We start from the raw sequence: 24,200 nt of genomic DNA, 5'->3' as shown, positions 1-24,200 counted from the left end.
GATTAAATGCAATATAAATACCTTTCTTAAATAGTTGATATTCAATGATATGAAATAATAAAACAAAAGAGAGTAATTATAAAGCAAAAACATTTCACACAATATAAACTACTTGCCTCTGTCATTATTACATGACAATCACTTGTCAATGATAGTAGTTCGCCTCTGAGTTGAAAGTGTTACTTTTTATACTATTGAAATGAAAACCGAGCTATATTTTTTATGAAAGCTCTGTCTATTGAAATGAATTAATACAAATAACACATGGGAAAAAAATTATTACGAATTGTATACTTATTCACAATATTAACGCTGTTATTTAGTTGTGAAGAAGAGCAAAATTTACAAAAAGTAGAAGTGGAAAACTTCTCTATTATTCCTTTAGTTGATACAATGAAAATCGCAAAAGGAAATCAATACTATTTTGATGTTTCAGTTTTTCCAGAAGATGCAACCAGTGAATCTATTCAGTGGGCATCTACCAATGCTGAAAGAGTACAATTGATTGATGCTTCTTTAGGTAAAATAGAAGCTTTAGAAGATGGTATTACTAAGGTCTACGCAAAATCTAATTTAAATGACAGCATCACTGATTCTATTTATGTACATGTAACATCTGATGTAATTCATGCTGAATCAGTAACTATTTTAGATGATGTAGAAAGTATTGACATATTTGAAAAAGCTACCAAACAGTTTACAACGACCATCCTACCAGAAGAAGCGGTGAATCATAATGTGATTTGGAATACTTTGGACCCTAGTATTGCCACTGTAAACCAAGAGGGTGTCGTAACAGGTGTAGGTCTTGGAACTACTCAAGTAACGGTAATTACTGAAGATGATGGAAATGGAGATATCACTAATGAGATCACGGTCAATGTCATTACAAAAGTTCCTTTGACGAATTTAAGTATTGACCCTTCTTCTGTAGATTTTATGGTTGGTAACACGAAACAATTAACTATAAACTTTCTTCCAGCTGAAGCAAATGATCTAGAGTGGGAATGGAATTCTAGTAATGAAAATATTGTGAGTGTTGACGAAAATGGAATAATTAAAGGAGAAGGAATAGGAACAGCTTCTATTACTGTAACCAATGGAACAATGACATCTGACCCGATTACTGTGAATGTTGCAACACCAATATTTGTCACTGGTATTACAGTTTCGGATAAAGTATATCAGTTTTCAAGTTTAAATAGATCTTACCAAGCAAGTGCAACTTTAGCACCTGTTGATGCCTCAAACCAAACAATATTTTGGACTAGTAATAACGAGTCAATTGTGACTGTTAGTGAAACGGGATTATTGACATCAAAAGCAGAAGGAGTGGCCATCATAACAGCTACTTCTGAAGATGGAAACTTCGCTGATGAAATAGAAGTTACTGTTAAAGTTGAAAATGTGATGTACTATAGCAAAGGATTAAAAACAAGTATTGTAAAAGGAAATCCTATTGCAGCATTTGGAACACTTGAGGTGGTTAATAATCCAGCAGATGCAAGCCATAAAGTAGGCAAATTCACAAGAGGTGCAGGTATTAACTCCTTCCTTAAAATACAATTGAATGGAGTTTTAGATTTATCAGGACCAAAGATATTTACTGTAAAAATGTATACGGAAAGTAAGGCCGATGCTCACAATGGTTTGAAAATGATTTTGCGTAATAGAGCAAAGGGAACATCAACACAAGTTACTTGCAGCAGTAGCATAAAAGTATTTGATGAATGGGTAGAATATACTTTTGATTTCACAAAAATCAGCTTAAATGATGATGTATACGAAGATGTCTATTTATTCTTAGCATCGCCTGATCGTACAGGAGGAGGTACAGATATGGTGTATTATATTGATGAATTTCAAGGACCATCTTTAATAGCTGAATAATACAGAAAATAAAGGCTCTTGAAATAATTAAACTAGTTTTTTAGAGTATTAGTATAATTATTTCAAGAGCAATGAAGTATGATTAAAATTGATAAAGTTTTGATGAAGGAAAGGAACAGGTTGAGGTATATGAAACGAGCTCTATCAATAAATAAAACAAGATAAAATTTATAAAAATGAACGTAACTATTACAAGACATATATTATTCTTCTGTCTACTCTTACAATCTACATTGCTTTTTTCTCAAACAAAAACAATATCAGGTAAGGTAACAGGAAGTAATGGGGAAAGCTTACCGGGTGTCAATATCTTAATAAAAGGTACAAATAACGGTACAGTAACAGATTTTAATGGACAATATTCAATAATACTCACTGGAGAAAATGATGTATTAATGTTTTCTTATATTGGTTATCAATCAGTTGAATTTTCTATAACCAATACTTCTTCTTTTGATGTTCAAATGGAAGAAGATATGAATGTCTTGAATGAGCTTGTTATCACAGGTATTCGAGCTTCACAAATGAGAGCTTCAGAAGTAAAAAGAGAAGCAGCGACAGTTGTTGAAGCAATTACTCCAGAAGATATAGGTAATTTTTCTGATATAAATGTAGCAGATGCATTACAAAGAGTTCCAGGTGTACAGATTGAAAGAAATGTAGATGGTTCTTCTGGAGATAGAGTATCTATTAGAGGGATAGGGCCACAGTTTGTTACCGTAACTATGAATGGCCGTACGCCAATTTCAGCAGGTAATGAGGGACGTTCTGATATGAGAAAATTTAATCTTAATATGATCCCATCAGAAATTATAAATGGAGCAACTGTTTATAAGGCCACGGAATCCAGATTAATATCGTCCGGAATTGGTGGATCAATAGACTTTCAAACAATTCGTCCTCTTGATTTAAAATATAAAAAGAATAAAAAGTATTTTGGAGTAGTTAGCTATAGAGGTTCTAGTAATTCAAAAATTGATGAATTAGATTTTTCTCCTAGATTTAGTGGTTCTTTTGGAGGTAAAATTAGAAAAAACCTTGCAGTATATGCTTCAGCAATGTATCGAAAAGAAAAATTTTATCGTGAAGAAGCTGCACTTCGAGGCTATAGAGAATTGGATTTAAAAGAAGATAGTAATGGTGATGGTGTGTTTAATGAAAATGATGGTGATAGACTATATAAAGATGTCATGGTGCCTACTGTAATTAATAACACACAGATGAATGATGAAAGAGAGCAATTGGCTATTTCTTCGGCTATTCAATGGAAACCAACCGAAAACTTAGATATTGTTGCAGACTACTTTATGACAAAGTTAAATGCAAATAGCGATAGACAAATGATGCAAATGCTATTAGCTCCAGGTGGTGCAAATGGCCTATTAGGTGCTAATAACTTTTTCCAGCCAGGTAGTATTTTATTCAACAAGAATTACCTTAATCATATAGACGCGGCAGGGGCAAGTAAGTCAAGAGCAATCTTAAGAAATAGGAATCAGTTTTTTGATAATCATACTACCAATAATATGGCAGGTCTAAACGCTAGGTATACACCAACAGAAAATCTTAAAGTGAATGTAGATTTATCGTATTCTGATTTGAACTATTTTCAAAACCTAACACAACCCGTTAGTCAACTTAATTTAAATACATATAGTCAAAGTGATATCAACGTGAATTGGAGAGGTGATTATCCAAATTACAATGTACCTGACGAATTTTATGATGCATCTAATTATGACCTTCTGAATACGCCGATTAAAAACATCAGGACAGAAGGGATTAATTATGCAGGAATGGTTGATTTAGATTATAAGGTGAATGACAAAATTAACCTATTAGTGGGTTCTCGTTTAGCAGTGACTGATTTTGAAAGTAGAGAAGGCGGACTTTTAATTAATGATTACACTGATGAACAAAAGGATGAATATTCAAAAATGATGTCGGAAGGAAGATTAATTAAAAATAATTTTTTTGATGGCAAAACAGGTTTGAATAATTGGGTATACACACCAGGACAAGAAATATTGGGCTTGACTCCAAATAGATCAGCTCTTGACGGTGGTAGTATTTTTGATTTTAATACTCCTTTAAGAGATGTGGTTTCAGAAGAAGGAAATATGTCTTTAGCTTCGGCTCGTTCTTATGGTTCTCAAGAAAAAACGTTTTCTGCATACGCTCAAATGAATGCTAAAACAAAACTATTTAATATCCCAATAGCGTTAAATGTTGGTGTTAGAGCAGTACACACAAATAATATTTCAAGAGGTTTTACTGGAGTAATGCAAACGGATCCTGTTTCAGGAGGAAGAGAAATTGTAGATGGAGCACTTTACCATGAAACAGAGTTTTCTGATTGGCAATTTTTACCAAGTTTAAATGCTAATTTAAGGTTGTCAAACAGAATCAATTATAGAATTGGTATCACAAAAGCAGCGTCTAGACCAAGATTTAAAGATTTGATTCCTAGTAATGATATTCAGTATTTAAACCCTAATTCAGAAATCTTTAATCCTGAATCGGAAGAGTATATTGAAAACCTTGCTGAAAGTACGCATAGAGGAACTGTTATAGCAGGTAATCCTGAATTAAAGCCGTATACTTCTTGGAATATCGACAATACTTTCGAATACTATACCAATAAAAATGGTGCATTTGTAGTGAGTGCTTTTTATAAGCATATTAAAAACTTTATTGGTACGGAAACATTAACTGATCAACAATATCCTGGGGAAGAAGTTTACGGAATAAGTTTACCTGCGGGTCAAGAAAATTTATTATTTGATATTACAAAACCTATCAATTTGACGGATGCAAATATCTACGGTTTAGAAGTAGGTTTTAATCAACATTTCACTTTCTTACCAGCTATGTTTAACGGCTTCGGTTTACAAGCAAACTATACTTATTTACATAGTCAATTTGATGATGCAGTTGGAGATGCTATTAATGGTTTCCCTGGCTCTTCTCCACATAACTTTAACTCTGTGCTTTATTATGAAAAATATGGATTTACAATCCGTTTCACTGCAGCATATAGAAGTAATTACTTAAGTAACTTAGGTGGTGTTGGTTCAACTAGAGCAGATGAGTCGCATTATACAGAAGGTGGAGTACGTTATAGTTTTAATGCAATGTATAGAGTATACAAAGGATTACAATTATCTGTAGGTGGTATCAATATTACAGGAACGGATACACGTAGATATTTAGCAGATGATCCTAATAATTTCAGTGCTTACTACAACCAAAATCCAGTTTGGAACTTTTCAATAAGATATAAATTGTAATCGTTTTTAGGACGAATATTTAGATAAAAAAGAGGAGTATTTTTAAGTACTCCTCTTACTAAACTAATCAATTATCAATCAAAATGACTTTAAAGATGATGTTATTCAATAAAAACAGTATTCTAGTTGTTCTCTTACTTCTGTTAATTCAGATCACCACTTTTGCTCAAAAAGAGGGAGCGAAAGATGAAAATATGGATGAAATGTGGGGAAGGACTACTGTGAAAGTGGATGCCCTGAAAGAAGGACGTGGAGAGCTATTCGCAGATGGAAATTTTGGGATGTTTGTCCATTGGGGTTTGTATTCTCATTTAGGTGGAAAATGGAACGGAAAAACATACTATGGAATTGGTGAATGGTTATTGAGCCCTAGAGTAGCTGATATTCCTGTGGAAGAATATAAAAAAGTGGCAGAAAGTTTCAATCCTACTGAATTTGATGCTAAAAAAATTGCTCAGTTGGCAAAAGATGCAGGAATGAAATATATCATCATCACGTCAAAACATCATGAAGGTTTTGCAATGTTTGATTCTGAAGTGAGTGATTTTAACATTGTAGATGCCACACCATTTGGAAGAGACCCTATGCATGAGCTTTCTGAGGCTTGTCATGAATTAGGTTTAGGATTTGGTTTTTATTATTCACATTATCAAGATTGGACGACAGCAGGAGGAGGAAAAAGCAAAATAGAAGGAGGCGATTTTAAAGATTACTTCTACAATAAATGTAAGCCACAAGTAAAAGAAATTTGTACTAATTACGGTGATATTGATTTCATATGGTTTGATACTCCAGGTGGAATGAAAAAAGAGTACATCGTTGAGTTAGCTGGTATGGTAAGAGAGTTGCAACCGAATGTAATGTTATGCAGTAGAGTGGGACACGGATTAGGAGACTACGCAAGCAGAGGAGATATGGAAGTGCCAGAACGCAACTATGAAGGTTTATGGGAATCGGCAGATACAAACAACGATTCTTGGAGTTATGCGTGGTATGATAACAATTTTAAAGGACCAAAAGCCATTTTGCACCGATTGGTTTCTACAATTGGACGTGGCGGAACCTACCTTCTTAATGTAGGTCCAAACAGTAAAGGAAGTATACCTGAAATAGGGGTCACTTTTCTAGAAGAAGCAGGACGATGGATCAATAAATATCCTCAAGTAATTTATGGTGCAGGTAGTTCTCCTTGGGGGCATGCCTTACCTTGGGGAGATGTGACTACACAAGGAAATACGTTATACCTGTCGGTATTTGATTGGCCACAAGATGGCAAATTATACCTTCCAGGACTTCAATCTAAAATTATATCAACGTCTATTTTAAACGGTGATAATAAAGAAGAAATTAGCTTTGAACAACAAGATGAGTGGGCCATCTTAAATGTACCCAACAAACCTGTAAGCCCATTAGTAACGGTTATAGCAGTAGATATAGATACAGAAGCAAAAAGTGCTAAAGTAGATCAAACTTTCGGGATTTATCCAAATACAGAAACCCATCTACTCACTGAATTTGCAGAGGTTTCTAATGCAGAGAAAAAATCTATTCGATGGATGGAGAAATTTGGAGAATGGTTAAAGACTACTCAAGTAAGTAAGTGGGAAGAAAATGGAGAAGCTGAATGGACAGTTGAAGTAAAGAAGCCCGGTTATTACCATTTAAATTTATGTCATAAAGGTGAAGGCAGATTGGTTTGGAAAACGGTAACGGATGAAGGAGCGTTAATCCAAAATCAACAAGCTGCTACTGAAAAATACCAAACGTATCCAATGGGAATTATTGAATTCAAAACAGCTGGAAAACATAAAGTAAAGGTCTCTTTAGTAGAGGGTGATGCTGAAACTTCTAGCTTGAAATATATTGCCATCGAGCCCATTGTTAGTGAGTCAAATTATAGTGAATTATAATAACCAATAAAGATTTTTTAAAATGAGAAAGAACAAAATAATCTACTTAGGGCTTATATCATTAGGTGTCATTTTAACTGCTTGTGGAATCAAACCTCAAGACAAAGAAAAAGTATTTAAAAAACCCAATGTCATTATTGTCATTACGGATGACCAAGGGTATGGAGATCTAGGACATACGGGAAATACTATAATTAAAACCCCTACAATCGATCAATTTTCAACACAAGCAATTAACCTTTCGAACTATCATGTAGCCACCACTTGTGCACCAACAAGATCAGGACTGATGACAGGGAGAAACGGAAATAGAAATGGTGTGTGGCATACCATAATGGGTGCTTCAATTCTGAATAGAGAAGAGGTGACTATGGCAGATGTATTTCAGCGAAATGGTTATCAAACGGCCATGTTTGGGAAATGGCATTTAGGAGATAATCATCCTTTTTTACCACAAGATAGAGGTTTTGATGAAGCTTTTTATCACGGTGGAGGTGGTGTAGGGCAAACACCTGACTACTGGGGGAATGATTATTTTAATGATACCTATTTCCGTAATGGAAAACCGGAAAAGAAAGAGGGTTATTGCTCAGATATTTGGTTTGAGGAAGCCATTCAATTTATCGAAAACAAAAAGGAAGCTCCTTTCTTATGTTATTTGAGTTTGAATGCACCACATTCTCCTTACAATGTGCCAGAAGAATACTATAAGATGTATGCCAATGAAAGCAATTTAAATGAATCTCAAAAGAGGTTTTATGGAATGATCACCAATATCGATGATAACTTTAAGAAGTTGCTTTCAAAATTAGATGAACTGAACATAGCAGAAAATACTATTGTCATTTTTACTACTGATAACGGAACATCCAACGGATATAAGCTAGATAAGGAAACAAAGCAAATGTTGGGCTACAATGCTGGAATGAGAGGAACTAAAGCGAGTGAATATGAAGGGGGACACAGAGTTCCTTTTATTATCAGATGGCCAAATGGAGGCATTACGGGAGGTGAAACACTGAATGATTTGACGGCACATGTAGATATATTACCAACCTTAACTTCTTTGGCACAAATAAATTATGCTGCTGAAAAAGAAATGGACGGTGTTTCTATTAGTAGTTACCTAACAAAAGGCACAAAACTAAAGGAAAGAATGCTTGTGATTGATACACAACGTGTTCCATGGCCTGTAAAAGGAAAGCAAAGTTGTGTAATGAATGGTGATTGGAGATTGATAAAAGGTAATGAATTGTACAACATTGCGAATGATCCTGGTCAAGAACAAAACGTAGCAGAAAAACATCCGAATAGAGTGACTGAAATGAATGCTTTCTATGATGCATGGTGGCAGAGTATGATAAAAGAAACGAAATTCTCTACCATTGACTTAGGTGTGGATTCTATTGATGTTTTAACGTGTCATGATGCACAAACAGTTGGTTATTACCCTCCTTGGAATCAAGGTCTTATTAGAAAAGGAAAGCCAATGAAACCTGCAAAAATAGCTGTCAATTTCGTAAGTGATGGAACGTATACATTTAATATAAGTCGATGGCCAGAAGAAAGTGGCTTTGCACTTGGTCAGGAGTTAAACGACGAAATTCCTGCAACGGCTTCAACTAATGCAAGAATTAAAGGGGAAGCCATGAAATTCAAAAAAGCTCATCTAAAAATTGGGGAGAAAAAATATACTCTTGATGTGGATAATACTGCTCAATCAGTAGATTTTGAAGTAAAAGTAGCAGAAGGTAAACAAGAATTAACGGCTTGGTTTGATTTAGAAGATGGGACGCCAACCAATGCATTTTACATCTATGTAAAGAAAGAGGGCAAAGTGCTTTAGATAATTATCAATCAAAAAGCGAAGAAAAAATAAATCTATTCTGAGGTGATACGTCACTTCTAAAACGACAAAAAAGCAACAATTTAAAAATGAAAAATAAAATTAATTTCACACTACTGATTAGCTGCTTAATGATGGTTAATTTGTATGCTCAAAATACACCTGAACGTTATCCGGATCTTACATGGGACAAACCACCTGTACTGCTTCATGTGGGAAAAACAGAAGGTATTTTTTCTCAAGAAGAAGTACAATTTATTGCGAGTAGTACAGATATTATTTGCTTAGAAAAAGGGCATGGTATCAAGCAATTCGGAAGTACTGAAAAAGGAATTGAAAAAGAAGTAAAGCAACTTAAAAAAGCAAACCCCGATATTAAAGTAATTTATTATTGGAATGCGTTTTTGGATTACCCGCTTTATGATGCACATAAGGAATATAACCAACATCCTGAATGGTGGCTGAAAGACAAAGAAGGAAACCTTGACTTAAAAAGAGGTAAAATGAAACGCTATGATTTATCGAATAGTGAGGTAAGAAAGTGGTGGGTGAACTCTTTAATGAAAGCAATAAAACAAACCAATTGCGATGGCGTCTTTATGGATGCTTTTCCTCAGGTAATTAGCCAAAAAAATAAAGAAATATGGGGAGAGAAAAAATATGATGAAATACAAGAAGGATTATTTTCACTGATTGCAGAAACTAGAGCAGCCTTAGGGGAAGATAAATTAATTATCTATAACGGTATAAGATGGATTAAACAATTAAATACCTCTATTGGAGAACAGTATTTTGATCAAGCAGATTGTGCAATGATGGAACATTTTGGCCATTTTGCAAGTGCATCAAAAGAAGCAATGTTAAGCGATATTCAAGCCATGGATAGGGTCACTAAAAAAGGGAAAATGGTGGCATTCAAAGCATGGCCAGAGTTCTCATGGTTGGACGAAGAAACACTTAAGAAACCTGAAAAAGAAAAGTTTGCCATAGCAGAGAAAAATATCACTTTTCCATTAGCTTGTTTTCTAATTGGAGCAAATAACTATTCCTTTTTTACCTACTCATGGGGGTATAGAGCAGGGCATGGTATTTTACATCCTTATGCAGCTTTACAGAAGAAAGTAGGGAAACCTATATCTGAATATTCAAAAGAAGGGTGGGTGCTTACAAGAGAATATGAATTTGCTAAAGTAAGAGTGGATTTAGAGAAAAAAGAAGCCGCTATTATTTACCCTAATTAGTACTTCTTTCAAGGGAAGTGAAAGTATGGAAAGATAATGCAAAGCATATCAAAAATAGAGACGAATACTCGGGCAATAACAGATAAAATATCATTTCAAAGCTACCCAATTATGGGTGGCTTTTTTGTTATGTATAAATTACTTAAATACATGTATCCTCCATTGTTCGCTTTATCATGTCGACAGACATCACTTATTTTAAATGTTAGAAGCCTCCTGAGGTCAATATGAAAATCATTAATACCCTATAATTAGAAGTAGTAAGACTTCTACAGTTTTTAATAAAATGAAGCCTATCAACTTACAATATAAAAGTAAAGTTTTTGTGCCACACTATAGTCTAGACATCTTAGTAGACAGCATAAATGCACCCTTATCAAATCCCGTTCTTAACTCTTAACTAATAACTATCTTAATACAAAGTATTTACCATTCAGGAAAGTGAAATATAATTCTATCCAAATTGTGAATAATAAAAGAAAGTATTGCAAGATTTGTACACTCAAAAACTGCAATGATACTACAAAAACTATTAATTTTAACGATCAAAACGTATCAACATTCGTAAGTTCTCAAGAAGAAGTGCCAGTACTTTATTGATGAGATGAATAAAGAATATAAGAAGCTTCAGATGGAATACATCAATTAAATTGACCAACAAAAGGAATAAAATATGAAAATCATAATTAGTTTATTAGTTGTAGCATGTTTCGTTCTCTCTTGTCAAGAGGAACAAAAAGAAGAAAAAGAACAAGAAGTATCCAGACTCGAAATAGATAATTCGACTAATAAAGTTGGATTAAGCAAGGATATTAAGTTCATACCTTTAAACCCTGCTCGAGGAGATAAGGCTCCGCAAGCAGGGGCTATTTATGGTAACATTAGAAAAGATGTAGCCACAGGTTACATAGGTAAATTTAAAAACGGTTTTTCCTCTCCTCCACATATTCATAACATCACTTATCGTGCTATTGTAATGAATGGTGAATTGCATAATGCTGACGAAAAAGCACCAAAAATGTGGATGACGACAGGTTCTATATGGACACAACCAAAAGGACAATCACATATAACAGCAGCACAAGGAGAAAATGCAATGGCTTATATTGAAATTGATAGCGGTCCTTACTTGGTTAAGCACGAAGGAGAAGCCTTTGAAAGTGATGAAAAACCAATCAACATGCATGCTTCCAATGTTATTTACCTTGGAAAAAGTGAGTCTAAATTAATTGGCGAAAACTGTGATGCTAAAATCGCTTATGTTTGGGAGAAGAAAAATGGTGAAAATGGTTATTTACTCAAATTACCAACAGGGTTTAAGGGGAATGTCTATAGTGAAGGTAGCATTTTTTTCGGTATTATTATCTCAGGAAAAGTAGCTTACACAATGCCAGATTCTGGAAAAATAATTGGTTTAGACCAAGGAAGTCACTTCGAATCTAAAACAAAAGCAATTCATGATATTTCCACAAATGAAGAGTCGTTAGTTTATATTAGAACGAATGCAAGATTTATGATTGAATAAACACTACAGCCAACAATAAACATAAGTAAAGAGCGTAAACCTAGGCCTTCTTTCAGATATTAAAAGTAATTAAAGAAGTAAAAAATGAGGGCGAAACCTTCAATAAAAAGTCATCATAATTTCTTGATAAATAATGTAATACTAATTATCTTATTGGCATCTAACAACAAACTATTTTTAAAGAGGTTTGGTGTATTTTTTAATAATGCATATGTTCAATATGGCGTATATCCGGAAAGTTTGGATGGATAAACCTCATTGTGTTTATCTAATGTTAGTCACAACTAAATGAAATTTTTAAAATACACAATCGCAATATTGCTTTTAATCACTGTCGGTTTTGGATTAGATTGGTTCGCAAATGAAATGAATCGATTTGGAAAAACTGTTATTGAAGACTATAAAAGACAAGCTGAATTTTTAAAACAACATAAGGACTCTACTGGACAATTGATAATTAACATAGAAAACTTAAAACTAGAACCTAAAAACGAAACAGAGGTTCTTTTTAAACCCATTTTGATTGATTATGCTTAAGATGAATATGTAAGATGTGATACAGCATCAACTAATTTAGCCATCAATGTTTGTTCTTTAAAAATGCTTGAATTAGAAGAAACCTTATTGGACTCACTAAACTTAGTTGCAAATAAACTATATGATAGTCTTATCATTGAACAGAATAAAGAAATTGCTCAATGGAAAAATGAAAATGAACTTTCTCAATTTGAATATGCATTCAGAATAAAAAGATACCACCGCCATCATACATCTTATCGTCACATAGCGGGATTACCTCAAATCCATATTCTTGACAAAATGCTATGAAATCTTTACCATCCTTATGAAACAGAGGATTTCCAAATACCATGATTTGACTATTAAAAATACCACAGCATCCACCCAAAAAACCGTAAGCATGGTCTTCAATTTTTATTTCTTTTGGATCGAAATAGAAGCATTTCCATTGTTGTTGTTTTAGAAACTTTTCTACTCCTTTATCTGACGTAATCGCCACTCCTTCCTGTAATACTAATGTGCTACAACGAGTGTAGGCTTGAGGGATATGCAATAGTTTTTTTGAAGAATGATCGATGATAGATCTTGACGTAAAACCTAATTTATGAATGATATAATTAGGGGTAGAGATACAGTTATAGTAAGTACTATCCTTTAAAGAAATTCCTACGCTTTCAATTCCAATAGTGTAGTCTATATTGTGTTCTTTAAGTACTTGCTGATAGTAAATTGGAATATTAGGAGCAATAATTAATTGCTGATTGGGTAGTTGATGTAGAAATATATCAGGATGACAACTAATAGAATTATAGGTAATTCCATCTGTTTTAAAACCGATCAAATGCTCTGCAAATAAGGAGAGTTTCTTTGCTACTTTTGGAAGAATTCGATCATCTACAAAGACTAATTTTGCTTTCATATAGATTTAAATTTTCGTTTCCTCTAAATTTCACTTGATACCCCTCTTTTAACAGAAGCGACTTATTTTTGCTCTTATAGCCCACCGCATAATTTACCTGTTGTTGTGGTACTTCAAAAGTATATTTTCCGGCAGGGTGATGAAGTATAAATTGATGCACTTTTTCAGCCCATATTTCAGACATCACTAATTCTTTAAAGGCAGGATGTAACGGACCATCAACTAAGTTTTTTCCCTTCACTAAATCTTCTGAAGGATGCAACCCAACCCTTAAAACTTTTACTTTGTTCTCCTCGAAATAATGCAAAATTTCTTTTGTCCATTCTATGGCTTCTTCCAAAGAAAGTGGTTGATACAAACCTTTGTAAAAACGCTTCTCTAATACGGTATCTTTCACCACAACGGTAGGATATATTCTTGTGGTATCTGCACCAAGCATAACAATATCTTGGGCGGTTTGAAAACTTAATTGTTTTGTATCGAAAGGAAGACCAATCATCATTTGTAGTCCAAGTTCGATACCCGCTTCTTTAATTAATGTAGCAGCTATTTTTATATCTTCGAACGAGTGACCTCTGCCAGATTTTTGTAATACAATTTTTGATGTCGATTGAGCACCTAATTCAACGGCAGTGACCCCGTATTTTTTTAAAAGTTGAATGATATCCCTATCAATATAATCTGGACGGGTCGAAAGACGTATGCCATGTACTTTTCCATCCATAATAAATTGATGGGCAACCTTTAAATATTCTTCTTGTAATTGAAGGTCTATACCCGTAAAACTCCCACCGAAAAAAGCAATTTCAATGGTCCTGCCATCATTCATAGTAACTAGGTATTCTTCAATAAGGCCTTTAATTTCAGATGGCTGAATGATGACATCTTGCCCAGAAATATTTTCTTGGTTACAAAACACACACTGATGAGGGCAAGCCAACTCAGGTATAAAAATGGGTATATTGGAATGTTTCTTTTTCACGAATTAGGTATCACTTATACTCAAATATATGGTAATTGTAGGTAGATAGAAATTAGGTTTGGAATTAATAACTATAGGGTACATAATTAGAATATTATTAAGCATTCAAATACAAAAAAAATGATGAACTGATAGTCTGATATTTACCCTCTTTTTCTTAAAGTTCGTTGGTGTAATTGTATCGAAGTTTTATATCAGTTTATAGTTAAATAGATGTATTGATTTTTCTGTATTTAAATCATAAATTGTGATGAGAATTTACTTTCTGACTACTATTCATTCAAAAGCAAAATATTATCGCCCAGTGCATATTAAGATTATAAAGTAATAACAGTAACAAACAATTGATAAACCCCAAACTAAGCGAAGTGCTTACGTTTGTAGTTTATCAAATTCACAAAGCACATTAATTGTATGAAATATATATTTTTCTTCGTCACTTTATTTTATTTTAATGAGACGTATTGTCAATTAGGAAAAGTTTATCCTAAAAATGAATCAAAAAATGATTCTTCATTGATACATTTTATTTCGGAATTAAAATTAGCAACACAAAAAAGAGATAAAGTATTTATTGAACAATCTTTAGCAACCAAAACTTACATTCCTTTAGAAGGTGTTGAGATATCGAACAAAGAAAAGTTTTTGGATTATTATTTTGACGCTCAATATACAGGAAGTATTCTTTGGGACAATTTAGACTATATTTTTAAAATCGGTGGTGGTGGATTTTCAGATTCAAAAGATGAATATTACCTTCCATATACCTCAGCAAATCTTTCTGTTAATGATATGTTTTCCTCTTTAGGATTAGTCGTTGCATTATCAGATTCTGTACCTGTTTTCGATGCACCTCATGATAATGCAGATATTATCAATCATTTATCATTTGATGTAGTAGAAGTGACATACGAGGGGTATCATAAAGACTACCTTGAAGTAATACTCAATTTATCGGATACAGTTTACGTTAAACCAAGAGATGTTATACCGACAGTTTCAATTAGAGCGGGTTTAATTAAAGAAGAGGGCAAATGGAAACTTCAGTATGCTGATGCTTTCGATTAGTAAATTAAATATTAATAAATAGTAGAATTAAAAATAATGCTTGATAAATTCAGACAACTGATAGAAAAGTACGCATCGATTAGTGAGGAAGAAGCGAAATTTGCTGTAAATCATTTTCCTGTAGAAAAACATGATAAGAATGAAGTGTTTTTTAAAGAAGGGAGTATTGCAAAAACGGTTTATTTTGTGATAGAAGGCTGTGTAAGGATTTTTTACAACGTAGATGGCAATGAAAAAACGGCCTTTTTTTTTACTGAGGGAAAGTTCTTTTGTGCTAATGAAAGCTTTCTGAATAATACACCCGCAAGAGAAAATTTTCAGGCCCTTGAAAATACGACCATAATGTCATTTCCAAAATCATTTGATGTAGCTCAGATGGAGAAATTCCCCAATTTTGAAATGATTGAAAAATATGCTCTTATCGATGAATTAATTACCAATAATCGAATCATAGAATCCTTTGTCACCAAATCTCCTGAAGAAAGATATATCGACTTATTAAAGACAAATAAAGCATTGTTTCAAAGAGTTCATCAACAATATATTGTTTCATACCTTGGCATTTCGCCAGAATCGTTAAGTAGAATTAGAAAAAGAATTGCAAGAGATCATTCTTAACTTAAGTCAAGATGTTCAAGAAGTGTAGTGATTAGTTTTGTCTCAAGTTTAAAATAAACATACAGTACATGGTTGCTGTTCATTATAACACTTTAAATAATTAGAGACATGAGTAATGCTTTTTCAAGAGAATTTTTAGGTGATAATCCAACAAAAAAAGATCTTTTAAAAATTGGGGGAGTTACTTTACTAGCGGTAGTAACCATAGGATATAGTAATTATGCCGAGTTATCAGAATTACCAATATGGAAATCCATCCTATTTTTATTAATGTTATCAGACATCTTTGCAGGGGCCATTGGGAATTTCACGAAATCAACTCAAGATCATTATAAAAATGATACAAAAAAACGAGTAACCTTTCTATTAATGCATATCCTACACATTAGTTTATTAGTAGTGGCGGTTGGACATGTATGGTTTGGTATTGGCCTTTTTGTGTATACTATTGCCGCTGGGCTCCTGGTGAATGCTTCGAAAACGGTAAAACAACAAGAAATTAATGCAGCATCCGTCATTTGTTTAGGTTTTCTACTTTTCTATGTGGCTTTTCCTGCACCTAAAATTCTTATTTGGTTGCCAGCTGTTTTTTTAATTAAACTAGTAATGGGATTCTCAATTAGGAGAGAGGATGATTATAGTTAAACCTTGAAATTAAAGATTCATAAAGGAAGTGGTTATTTGATATAGTTCATCTTCATGGTATTTATATGAAGACAGTGATTCAGATAAATGAAATATACCTGCTGATAATTAGGGCTTAGTTTGGTCAATAGGATCTAAAATTAAGCCCAAGTTGAACAAAGTTTATCGGAGGTAGAATTTTTTTGATGTTTTATCAATCACCCTATTGTTCTAAAGGGTAAATTGATTTAAACTTAAAATTATCTGCTTTTATTATTTGTTCCTCCAAGTTTTGAAATTCTACTATCATACTGGAATCCTTGCTTGAATTTTCACTAAAAGTAAAAGGTATAATATAGGGTAAATTACCATTAGAAATCCATTTTGCAGAGTGAATATCTTTTTTGACTTCTGTTGCATTAAGAATAAAACGAGTAGTAGATAATAACTGTTGTGCTTCATTTTCTTGCATTAAAACACGCCCTTTAATCACTTTCTTAGTAAAAGTATAAAGGATATTTTTTTGAGGAATTTCTGAAGTTTTATTAAGAATGGTATCGTTTTCTTGTAAATAAGAGATGAATTCAAAATCGTTATTATCGTATATATTCAGTAGTGACTTTCCTCTTTCTTGATTGTTATTAGTATAACTTTTGATGACATGATTTTCTAAGTTTTCATTACTACAAGCCAATAATACATTCAAACAAAGAAGTGATATGAATATTTTTTTCATTTTATGAATCGATTGATGGTAAATATTAAAACGTTTTTAACAATTTTTAGGTGTTAATTATTGAGTGTTGTTAACGGAGGGTAAACCATTAATCCTAGCTACTTTAAATAAAGTTGTTGTACAATTTTACTAGGGGAAGTTCAGCAATTTCCTATTGAAGTTCTCTTCAAAAGGAAGGTGAGGATGAGGTGTTATTGAATCATTTATTCTTGAATGATAACTACAGATCAAACCCAATTGACTTTCTAAGTAGAGTTAGAAAAAAGTATAGATAAAATACGATTTATAAGTAAAATAGTCTATATATTAAGCCTAATACGAAGAATTAGGAGGTAGAATTATTATACTCCAATTTTTTTTTATTCTTTCGTATTTAAGATCAATAACTGACAAATCAAGCATGATTGAGCAATTATCAAGTATCTATCAAGAAGAAGGGAAGAAAAACGCACCGAAATATTTACAGCTTAGTAATACATTTAAAACTTTAATAAAATTAGGTGTTTTAAAAGCGGATGACCGGATGCCATCTTTCACAGAATTGGTAATAGAATTAGATCTATCAAAAGATACTGTAGAAAAAGCGTATAATATCCTTAAAGAAGAAAACTATATTATTAGTATTAGGGGTAAAGGTACTTTTGTTAATAGCGGTCCTGCATTAGGTAAAGCAAAAGTGTTGTTGGTATTCAATAAAATAAGTCCTTCAAAAAAGAAACTTTATGAGTCATTTTCTCAGACTTCTGAAGGAAAAATTGAGCATGATTTACTTTTGCATAATGGAAGTTTAAGCCATCTAAAGAAGATTATTCAGGAGCAAAGAAATAACTACCATTACTTTGCGATTATTCCGATTTTTAATAATGTTTCTGATCAAGAAGTAGAGAAAGTATTGACAGAATTACCTTCCGATAAATTATTACTCTTAGGGAAAGCTGAAAATAATTTTAATAAAGAAATTCATAGTGTTTATGAAGATTTTGCTGAAGATTTATTCGATACACTTCAGCAGAATATTAAGCCTATTATTCATTTCGATCAACTACATTTAGTTATTGCTAAGGAATCTTCTAGAACCTTACAAGACGTTTGGTCGGGTTTTGTTAGATTTTGTCTTCATTTTAATTTACCCTATACAGTAACATCAAATTTTGAGGTAGGAAATATTGTTAGTAATACCTTATATATCGTTACAGATGATCAAGATTTAGCCAACATCGTTAAAGACAGCAAGAAAAATAATTATCAGTTAGGGAAAGATGTAGGATTGATTTCTTATAATGACTCTCCGTTAAAAGAGATCATTGGAGATGGTATAACAATCATTTCTTCTTCTTTCAGTGATATGGGTAAAATTGCAGCATTACAGATCATAAATAATGAATTGGAAAGTGTAAAAGTTCCTTTTTTGATGAAAAGGAGAGGATCTTTTTAAAAATGATTGGAGTATTTTTTCCATTACAAATAACCCACTGTGAAAGACCTATTTTAATTCTTTTGTGATAACTAAGATGTGTAACGTTTCTATTATAAAACCGAAACTAATTCCTATCCGATTCAATAATAAATAAAACCCAATTTTATAGGTATTAATATCAGAAGATTCATCATTATTTTAGTATATTCGATAAACAAAATGAGGATATTTAAAGTACTACTCATTTTATCACCCATATAAAACTAAGAATGAGAATAAAGATTAGTAATTTTTCAATTTAGTTTCTTTTCAATAGGTAAAATACTAAGATGGTATTTTATTAAAGACAATGAGACCCAAATTTCATTCCCTCAAACTGAATACAAAAAGCAACCAAATATTCTAAAAAAAACATGATTAAATTAAAAACAACAGCTCTAATACTCTCAGTATTATTTTCTGCAGTACAATTATTAGCACAAGACAAAAGAACTTATAAAGCCATTGACGAGTCTATACCCACAGGCAAAGTTATAAATTCTAAAATTGGTAAATTAAGTTTCCCATTGGGGTATCCAACAGACAAAACAGCTCAAATGCTGGAAGATGAGATGCTCTATATCAATGCCGTTAATGCGTACAATAATACCATTCAAGGGGCATCATTATGGGCATTAAGAAAAGGATTTGCTTCTATTGGAGTAAATGATGGTGATTTTATCGTTTCACCTGAAATGGTAGATGGAAAAGCATTAATGCTTACAGCTAATATGGATACCTATTACTTTTGGGGTAATGTAGACCTGTCTAATGGCCCATTGGTAGTAGAAACACCTCCAAACGTTCTAGGTATATTGGATGACTTTTGGTTCAACTGGATTTCTGATTTTGGATTGGCTGGACCTGATAAAGGCCAAGGGGGTAAGTTTTTAATAATTCCACAAGGTTATGAAGGTGATTTACCTGAAGGTGGTTACAATATTTGTCATGCTAAAACCAATTTAGTGACGGTTTTGGGACGTATGTTTTTAGTAGATAACTCAACTGAAACAAGTATTAATACTGTAAAAGAACATTTAAAAGTTTATCCTTATGTAGAAGGTGCACACGGAACTAGTGTAGCAAAATATTTAAGTGGAGAAGCTCCATTAGCAAGACCTTCAGATAAAGGCGAATTAAAACTTGTAGATGTATCTGGAAAAGATTTTAACACTCTACCTCCAGCAGATTACAATCATTTTATTTATATAAACGAGTTAATACAAAGTCAGCCTGTAGGGGCACTAAGTCCAGAAATTGCTGGTCAGCTTGCAGCTCTTGGTATTGTGAAAGGAAAGGAGTTTAACCCTTCTGAAAAACAAAAGCAGATATTGACAAAGGCAGTACAAGTAGCAAACGCCTACTCAAGAACTGCTGCTATGGGTGCTTTGCCTAACAACAAATCTCGCTATTACGAAGAATCATCTTCTTGGTACAATCCTTTGTTTGATGGTGGATATACTTTTATGACACCTCCACCAGAAATTGGAGAGAAAGGAGAGGTCATTCCTTACCCATCTGATGGTGCAAGAAAACTTGCAGCACGTACTTCGTTCTTCTACTTAGCCACAGGTATTACACCAGCAATGTGTATGCGTCTTACTGGTATTGGATCTCAATATTTGGTAGGGGCTACAGACTCTGAAGGGAATGCGTTAAACGGTAAGAATACTTATAAATTAACCTTACCACCAAATATTCCTCAAGAACGTTTTTGGTCAACAACTATTTACGATAATCAAACACGTTCTATGATTCAAACCGATCAGCGTTACCCTAGAGCAGGTAGTCAATCTTACCCAAGCTCAGCGGCTGAGGCGAATGAAGATGGTTCGATTACGATATATTATGGTCCAAATAAACCAGAAGGAGTGGCCGATGGTAACTGGGTTCAAACTATACCGAATAAAGGGTGGTTCCAGATTATTCGTTGTTATTCTCCTTCAAAAGGATTTTTCGATAAATCGTGGAGACCAAGTGAAGTTGAACTAGTGAAATAACAATTTCTTAAATAGTATAAAGGGTATTTTAATGCCCTTTATACTCCACTTTTTCTTTTAAGCGAAGATAAGCTTTTATAAAAAAAGACTCATTTATAGTAAAAGACACTCCATATTATACCTTAAATCTGGTTTATTTATAGCCTATTAAAAACTAAACTCTATACCCTGTAAGCACAACTGCTTACGTAGTTTACGCCAAACTCTTTTCAGACATTTAGTTACAATTCATTGAAAGGTCATTTTTAATGAGTTTTTTCAACTTTTCTTGTGTACTTTTCTCTCATTTTTTTTATCATGAGAAACATGATTTTAGGGAGGTTAATGGAGTAAATATTTTCATCACCTACAAGTAATAGAACAGGTCATAAAAAGCCATCACACTTTCTTGATAAATAAGCCCTTACTATTTACCTTGTAATCATCTTTCAATCGTTGAATAGCAAATTTTTTAAGAGGTTGGTCGTTTTTTTTAATGGATATATACCATCGCGTTTATTCTCTGTTACTCACAATTAAACTAATCAAAATGAAATCAATTAATAAAATAAAACTATTAATTTTTATAATTCTAGTCACTACTATTTCTTGCAGTATTTCAGATCAAAAAAATAAGAAAGATCTTAGCACCAATGAGTATCAAGAGATAATCAAAAACGACTATGAAATAAGCAAACCTACAAAGGGCGGGAACACAACACTTATCTTGTTCGGTGGGTTTCCTGAAAATGCAAGTGATATAAAACGAAAATTTCATTTTTTAGAGAAAGCAAAACAACATCAGATGACGATTTTATATATGAATTATAATCGGAAACTATGGATGACGAAGGAAGAAAAAAATGAAATGACCAAAAGACTCAATTCCATATTTTCTTCAAATAATCTTCCAACTGAAAACATACATATTGGAGGTTTTTCGAGTGGTGGAAATATTACTCTGTTACTTTCCAATCACTTAATATCAGCCAAGTCAGAGGTACAACCTAAAGGTATTTTTATTGTCGATTCTCCTGTAGACTTGTTGGAGCTTTATAAAGTGGCTGACAGAAATTTAGAACGTAATTTTTCTGAAACCTCAGTTCAAGAAGCCAAATGGTTAAAGAACTTATTCAATAATGAATTAGGATTACCAGAAAATGGTATTGCTAAATACAAAGAGTATTCTCCATTTACTTCTGAAACTAATCATATGAGTAACTTAACCTATTTAGATGGATTGAAGATTCGGTTTTACTCAGAACCAGATACTTTATGGTGGAAAGAAAATAGAAACTATGATCCTATCGATTTAAATGCTCATTGGATTGAAAAGTTAGTGAATGAACTAAAGATAAATCTACCAAACTCTCAAGTTGAATATATAACCACAAGTAATAAAGGATATAGAGAGAATGGTGAAAGGCATCCACATAGTTGGTCGATCATAGATAAGGATGATTTATTAAATTGGATGCTTAAAAATGCTAATGATGTCCAATAATTAACGTTTAGTTAGGTCTGATAGATCCAACTTATCCTTTTTAAAGGATCTCGAATAAATGATTAGTTTCAACTCAGAAAAATCCATTATTAATGAATCTATAAATTCATCGATAATGGATTTTTAACTAAAAACAAACATTAGCTATACTTTATCCACTGGTCAACTTTAGCGATCTTTAGAGAAATACCAATAATCTGAATAGTCATTTATCACTTCATCCTACTTTTTTTCTATAAGAAAAACTGTCACAAACATCTGAAATTGTTAGAGATACAAAAATCAAAAATATTATTGTAGACTACAACATATTGACTAACTGCCACATTTAAAGGATTAAAAAAAACAATTTTTGGAATGTTAAGGCCTTGAAAACAGAGGTCTGTTGTTTACTCAGATCGATCTGGATAATCATTGGATCATCGTGTAAACAGATAGCAATAGTGTGGTCTAAAACTCTAAAATTTTAAGTTTTCAAAGAGTTTAAACGGACACCTAGAATTTATGTAATAATTAAATTTACTATGAAAGAAATGATGAAATTTTTTACAATTAGCGTATTAGTGATTTTGTTTAGTTGTTCTAACCAAAATGCCATCCTTTTGGAGCCAAAAGGTCAAGTCTCCCAAGTAGAAGAATCTGCTGAAAGGGTCGTCACAACATTAAAAGAGACCGATTTTTTTAAAGAACCTACTAGTTTTGTGGTGTCTAAAAATTTCAAATCAGATTATCCTGTAGACAATAGTTTTTCTACTAACGATAGTGATGTACTACAAAAAGCGATAGATGATATATCTTCTCAAGGGGGAGGTAAACTATACATACCAAAAGGAAATTATTCCTTTTCAGAGGTATCTTTGAAATCTAATGTGCACTTGAGAATCGATTCCAAGGCAGTATTTAGACCGGCAGAGATACCTGATAAAAGGAATAAGAATTATACTATGTTTAAAGTAGTTAATGAAAAGAGTAAAACGCCAGTACAAAATGTGAGTATATGCGGTGTTAATGGAAAGTTTACGGTAGACCTTAGATATACGAAGACTGAATTTTTAAATGTGAGAATCATTCAATCTTTTAATGTGACCAATTTTAAGTATACTAATTTAATTGTTAGAGACAAGTTCTCTAAATTTTCCGTACTCACCTTCAATGGAATAAAGATTGGAAATCGGGTGTATGGACCTAATAAAGGATTGATTAAAAATATAGAACTATATGGTTCAGACTATGGTTATGGCGTTGTTCAGTTACAGTTGGCTAAGAAATTATTGTTTAAAAACTTATATGGCGAAGGAGGAGCTACTTTGAGAATAGAAACCCACAATAAAGTGTTAAGAGAATTGGGTACATATGATTTAGTAGATGAAATTTATGGAAGAAACATCAGGTCTGAAAATGGTAATTGTGCCTTAATGCTTTCACCTCATTTTATTGATCAAGGGAAAGTAGATGTTAGAAATATTAAATCTATAGGTAGTGGTTTTGCTGTGAGAATTAATAAAGGTTTTGCTAATCCTGAAGAAGCCGCATTAGGATTGAAAGCAGGAAGTTTTAGTGATGAATCTGTAGTGAAAAATGTTTCAGCTACTTATTCTAAAACTAAGGCACAAATTAAACCAAAACACTATAAATATATGCCATGTAATTTGAGACAGTTTATTCAAAAAGATCCAATCACTTTATTTCCGCATGGAGATAGTTATAATGGCCCTTCTATTGCCGCAGTACTTTATAATCCCAATTATAAGGTAAATATTACAGATAAGGATGTTTCTATAGAAGGCTTTCAAAAAGGTTTAGAAATAGTGACGGATGATGATATGAAAACTGATAATGAATGCGGTTTGTAAAACATTAAAAGAAGATATCTCTTTTATGTCACTCTAATGTGTCTATAAAAGGATAGTTAATTATAATGCTATAAATGGGTTTAGTTTTGTCTTTAGGATGAAAAACTAAGCCCATTTTTTTATATATACAGTATCATAATATAGTCATTGAAATTGATTCTAGTAAAATGATGCTATCTGAAAGATTATTCTCTTTAGTTAAACTTGAAAAGTGATGGTATACAATCAATAGATATCCTG

Annotated in this window: 17 protein-coding genes; 14 read left to right on the top strand and 3 right to left on the bottom strand. The window is 32.6% G+C overall.

From position 1 onward, the window contains the following. The first annotated feature begins 264 nt into the window (after nucleotides 1–264). From NH26_RS23635 to NH26_RS23605, 7 genes are all read left to right on the top strand, one after another. On the top strand, nucleotides 265–1,890 hold the full coding sequence (locus NH26_RS23635) for an Ig-like domain-containing protein (protein ID WP_044217100.1): 1,626 nt from the start codon (nucleotides 265–267) through the stop codon (nucleotides 1,888–1,890). 176 nt (nucleotides 1,891–2,066) lie between these two features. After that, the gene (locus NH26_RS23630) at nucleotides 2,067–5,180 is read left to right on the top strand and encodes a TonB-dependent receptor (protein ID WP_084812358.1); all 3,114 of its coding nucleotides are present in this window, start codon (nucleotides 2,067–2,069) and stop codon (nucleotides 5,178–5,180) included. Between the two features lie 83 nt (nucleotides 5,181–5,263). Then, nucleotides 5,264–7,090 carry an alpha-L-fucosidase gene (locus NH26_RS23625; RefSeq protein ID WP_199880294.1) on the top strand — a complete coding sequence of 609 codons (1,827 nt, stop codon included), beginning with the start codon at nucleotides 5,264–5,266 and terminating at the stop codon, nucleotides 7,088–7,090. A gap of 22 nt (nucleotides 7,091–7,112) precedes the next feature. Further along, nucleotides 7,113–8,936, top strand: coding sequence for an arylsulfatase (locus NH26_RS23620; protein ID WP_044217096.1), 1,824 nt, complete (start codon nucleotides 7,113–7,115; stop codon nucleotides 8,934–8,936). Between the two features lie 89 nt (nucleotides 8,937–9,025). Continuing rightward, complete coding sequence (locus NH26_RS23615; RefSeq protein ID WP_084812357.1) at nucleotides 9,026–10,177, top strand: putative glycoside hydrolase; 1,152 nt, start codon at nucleotides 9,026–9,028, stop codon at nucleotides 10,175–10,177. Between the two features lie 673 nt (nucleotides 10,178–10,850). After that, on the top strand, nucleotides 10,851–11,702 hold the full coding sequence (locus NH26_RS23610) for a DUF4437 domain-containing protein (RefSeq protein WP_044217092.1): 852 nt from the start codon (nucleotides 10,851–10,853) through the stop codon (nucleotides 11,700–11,702). Between the two features lie 288 nt (nucleotides 11,703–11,990). After that, nucleotides 11,991–12,239 carry a hypothetical protein gene (locus NH26_RS23605; RefSeq protein WP_044217090.1) on the top strand — a complete coding sequence of 83 codons (249 nt, stop codon included), beginning with the start codon at nucleotides 11,991–11,993 and terminating at the stop codon, nucleotides 12,237–12,239. A gap of 202 nt (nucleotides 12,240–12,441) precedes the next feature. On the opposite strand, the gene NH26_RS23600 is transcribed toward NH26_RS23605, so the two are convergent. Together NH26_RS23600 and NH26_RS23595 are read right to left on the bottom strand one after the other, a co-directional pair. Continuing rightward, complete coding sequence (locus tag NH26_RS23600; protein ID WP_044217088.1) at nucleotides 12,442–13,140, bottom strand: DUF6873 family GME fold protein; 699 nt, start codon at nucleotides 13,138–13,140, stop codon at nucleotides 12,442–12,444. Then, the gene (locus NH26_RS23595) at nucleotides 13,112–14,122 is read right to left on the bottom strand and encodes an elongator complex protein 3 (RefSeq protein WP_044217085.1); all 1,011 of its coding nucleotides are present in this window, start codon (nucleotides 14,120–14,122) and stop codon (nucleotides 13,112–13,114) included. The genes NH26_RS23600 and NH26_RS23595 overlap by 29 nt, the downstream gene beginning before the upstream one ends. Nucleotides 14,123–14,536: 414 nt before the next feature. On the opposite strand from NH26_RS23595, the gene NH26_RS23590 reads away from it, so the two are divergent. From NH26_RS23590 to NH26_RS23580, 3 genes are all read left to right on the top strand, one after another. Continuing rightward, nucleotides 14,537–15,190 carry a hypothetical protein gene (locus tag NH26_RS23590; protein ID WP_044217084.1) on the top strand — a complete coding sequence of 218 codons (654 nt, stop codon included), beginning with the start codon at nucleotides 14,537–14,539 and terminating at the stop codon, nucleotides 15,188–15,190. Between the two features lie 36 nt (nucleotides 15,191–15,226). Continuing rightward, nucleotides 15,227–15,808, top strand: a complete 582-nt coding sequence (locus NH26_RS23585; RefSeq protein ID WP_044217082.1) for a Crp/Fnr family transcriptional regulator — start codon at nucleotides 15,227–15,229, stop codon at nucleotides 15,806–15,808. Between the two features lie 108 nt (nucleotides 15,809–15,916). Then, a complete protein-coding gene (locus NH26_RS23580) occupies nucleotides 15,917–16,453 on the top strand; it encodes a hypothetical protein (protein WP_044217081.1) in 537 nt (178 codons plus the stop codon). Between the two features lie 202 nt (nucleotides 16,454–16,655). On the opposite strand, the gene NH26_RS23575 is transcribed toward NH26_RS23580, so the two are convergent. Further along, a complete protein-coding gene (locus NH26_RS23575; protein WP_044217079.1) occupies nucleotides 16,656–17,168 on the bottom strand; it encodes a hypothetical protein in 513 nt (170 codons plus the stop codon). A 400-nt stretch (nucleotides 17,169–17,568) separates the two neighbouring features. Here NH26_RS23575 and NH26_RS23570 point away from each other — a divergent pair, with 400 nt between their 5' ends. From NH26_RS23570 to NH26_RS23555, 4 genes are all read left to right on the top strand, one after another. Further along, on the top strand, nucleotides 17,569–18,603 hold the full coding sequence (locus NH26_RS23570; RefSeq protein WP_044217077.1) for a GntR family transcriptional regulator: 1,035 nt from the start codon (nucleotides 17,569–17,571) through the stop codon (nucleotides 18,601–18,603). 395 nt (nucleotides 18,604–18,998) lie between these two features. Next, nucleotides 18,999–20,624 carry a DUF1254 domain-containing protein gene (locus NH26_RS23565; RefSeq protein WP_044217075.1) on the top strand — a complete coding sequence of 542 codons (1,626 nt, stop codon included), beginning with the start codon at nucleotides 18,999–19,001 and terminating at the stop codon, nucleotides 20,622–20,624. Between the two features lie 529 nt (nucleotides 20,625–21,153). After that, nucleotides 21,154–22,107 (top strand): hypothetical protein, encoded by a 954-nt coding sequence (locus NH26_RS23560; protein WP_044217073.1) that lies wholly within the window; start codon nucleotides 21,154–21,156, stop codon nucleotides 22,105–22,107. Nucleotides 22,108–22,640: 533 nt separating this feature from the next. After that, nucleotides 22,641–23,960, top strand: coding sequence for a glycoside hydrolase family protein (locus NH26_RS23555; RefSeq protein WP_158022024.1), 1,320 nt, complete (start codon nucleotides 22,641–22,643; stop codon nucleotides 23,958–23,960). The last annotated feature ends 240 nt before the right edge of the window (nucleotides 23,961–24,200 follow it).

It is taken from the genome of Flammeovirga pacifica (assembly GCF_000807855.2).
In the GTDB taxonomy this organism is placed as follows: Bacteria; Bacteroidota; Bacteroidia; order Cytophagales; family Flammeovirgaceae; genus Flammeovirga; species Flammeovirga pacifica.
This window is presented reverse-complemented; position numbering and strand designations above follow the sequence as displayed.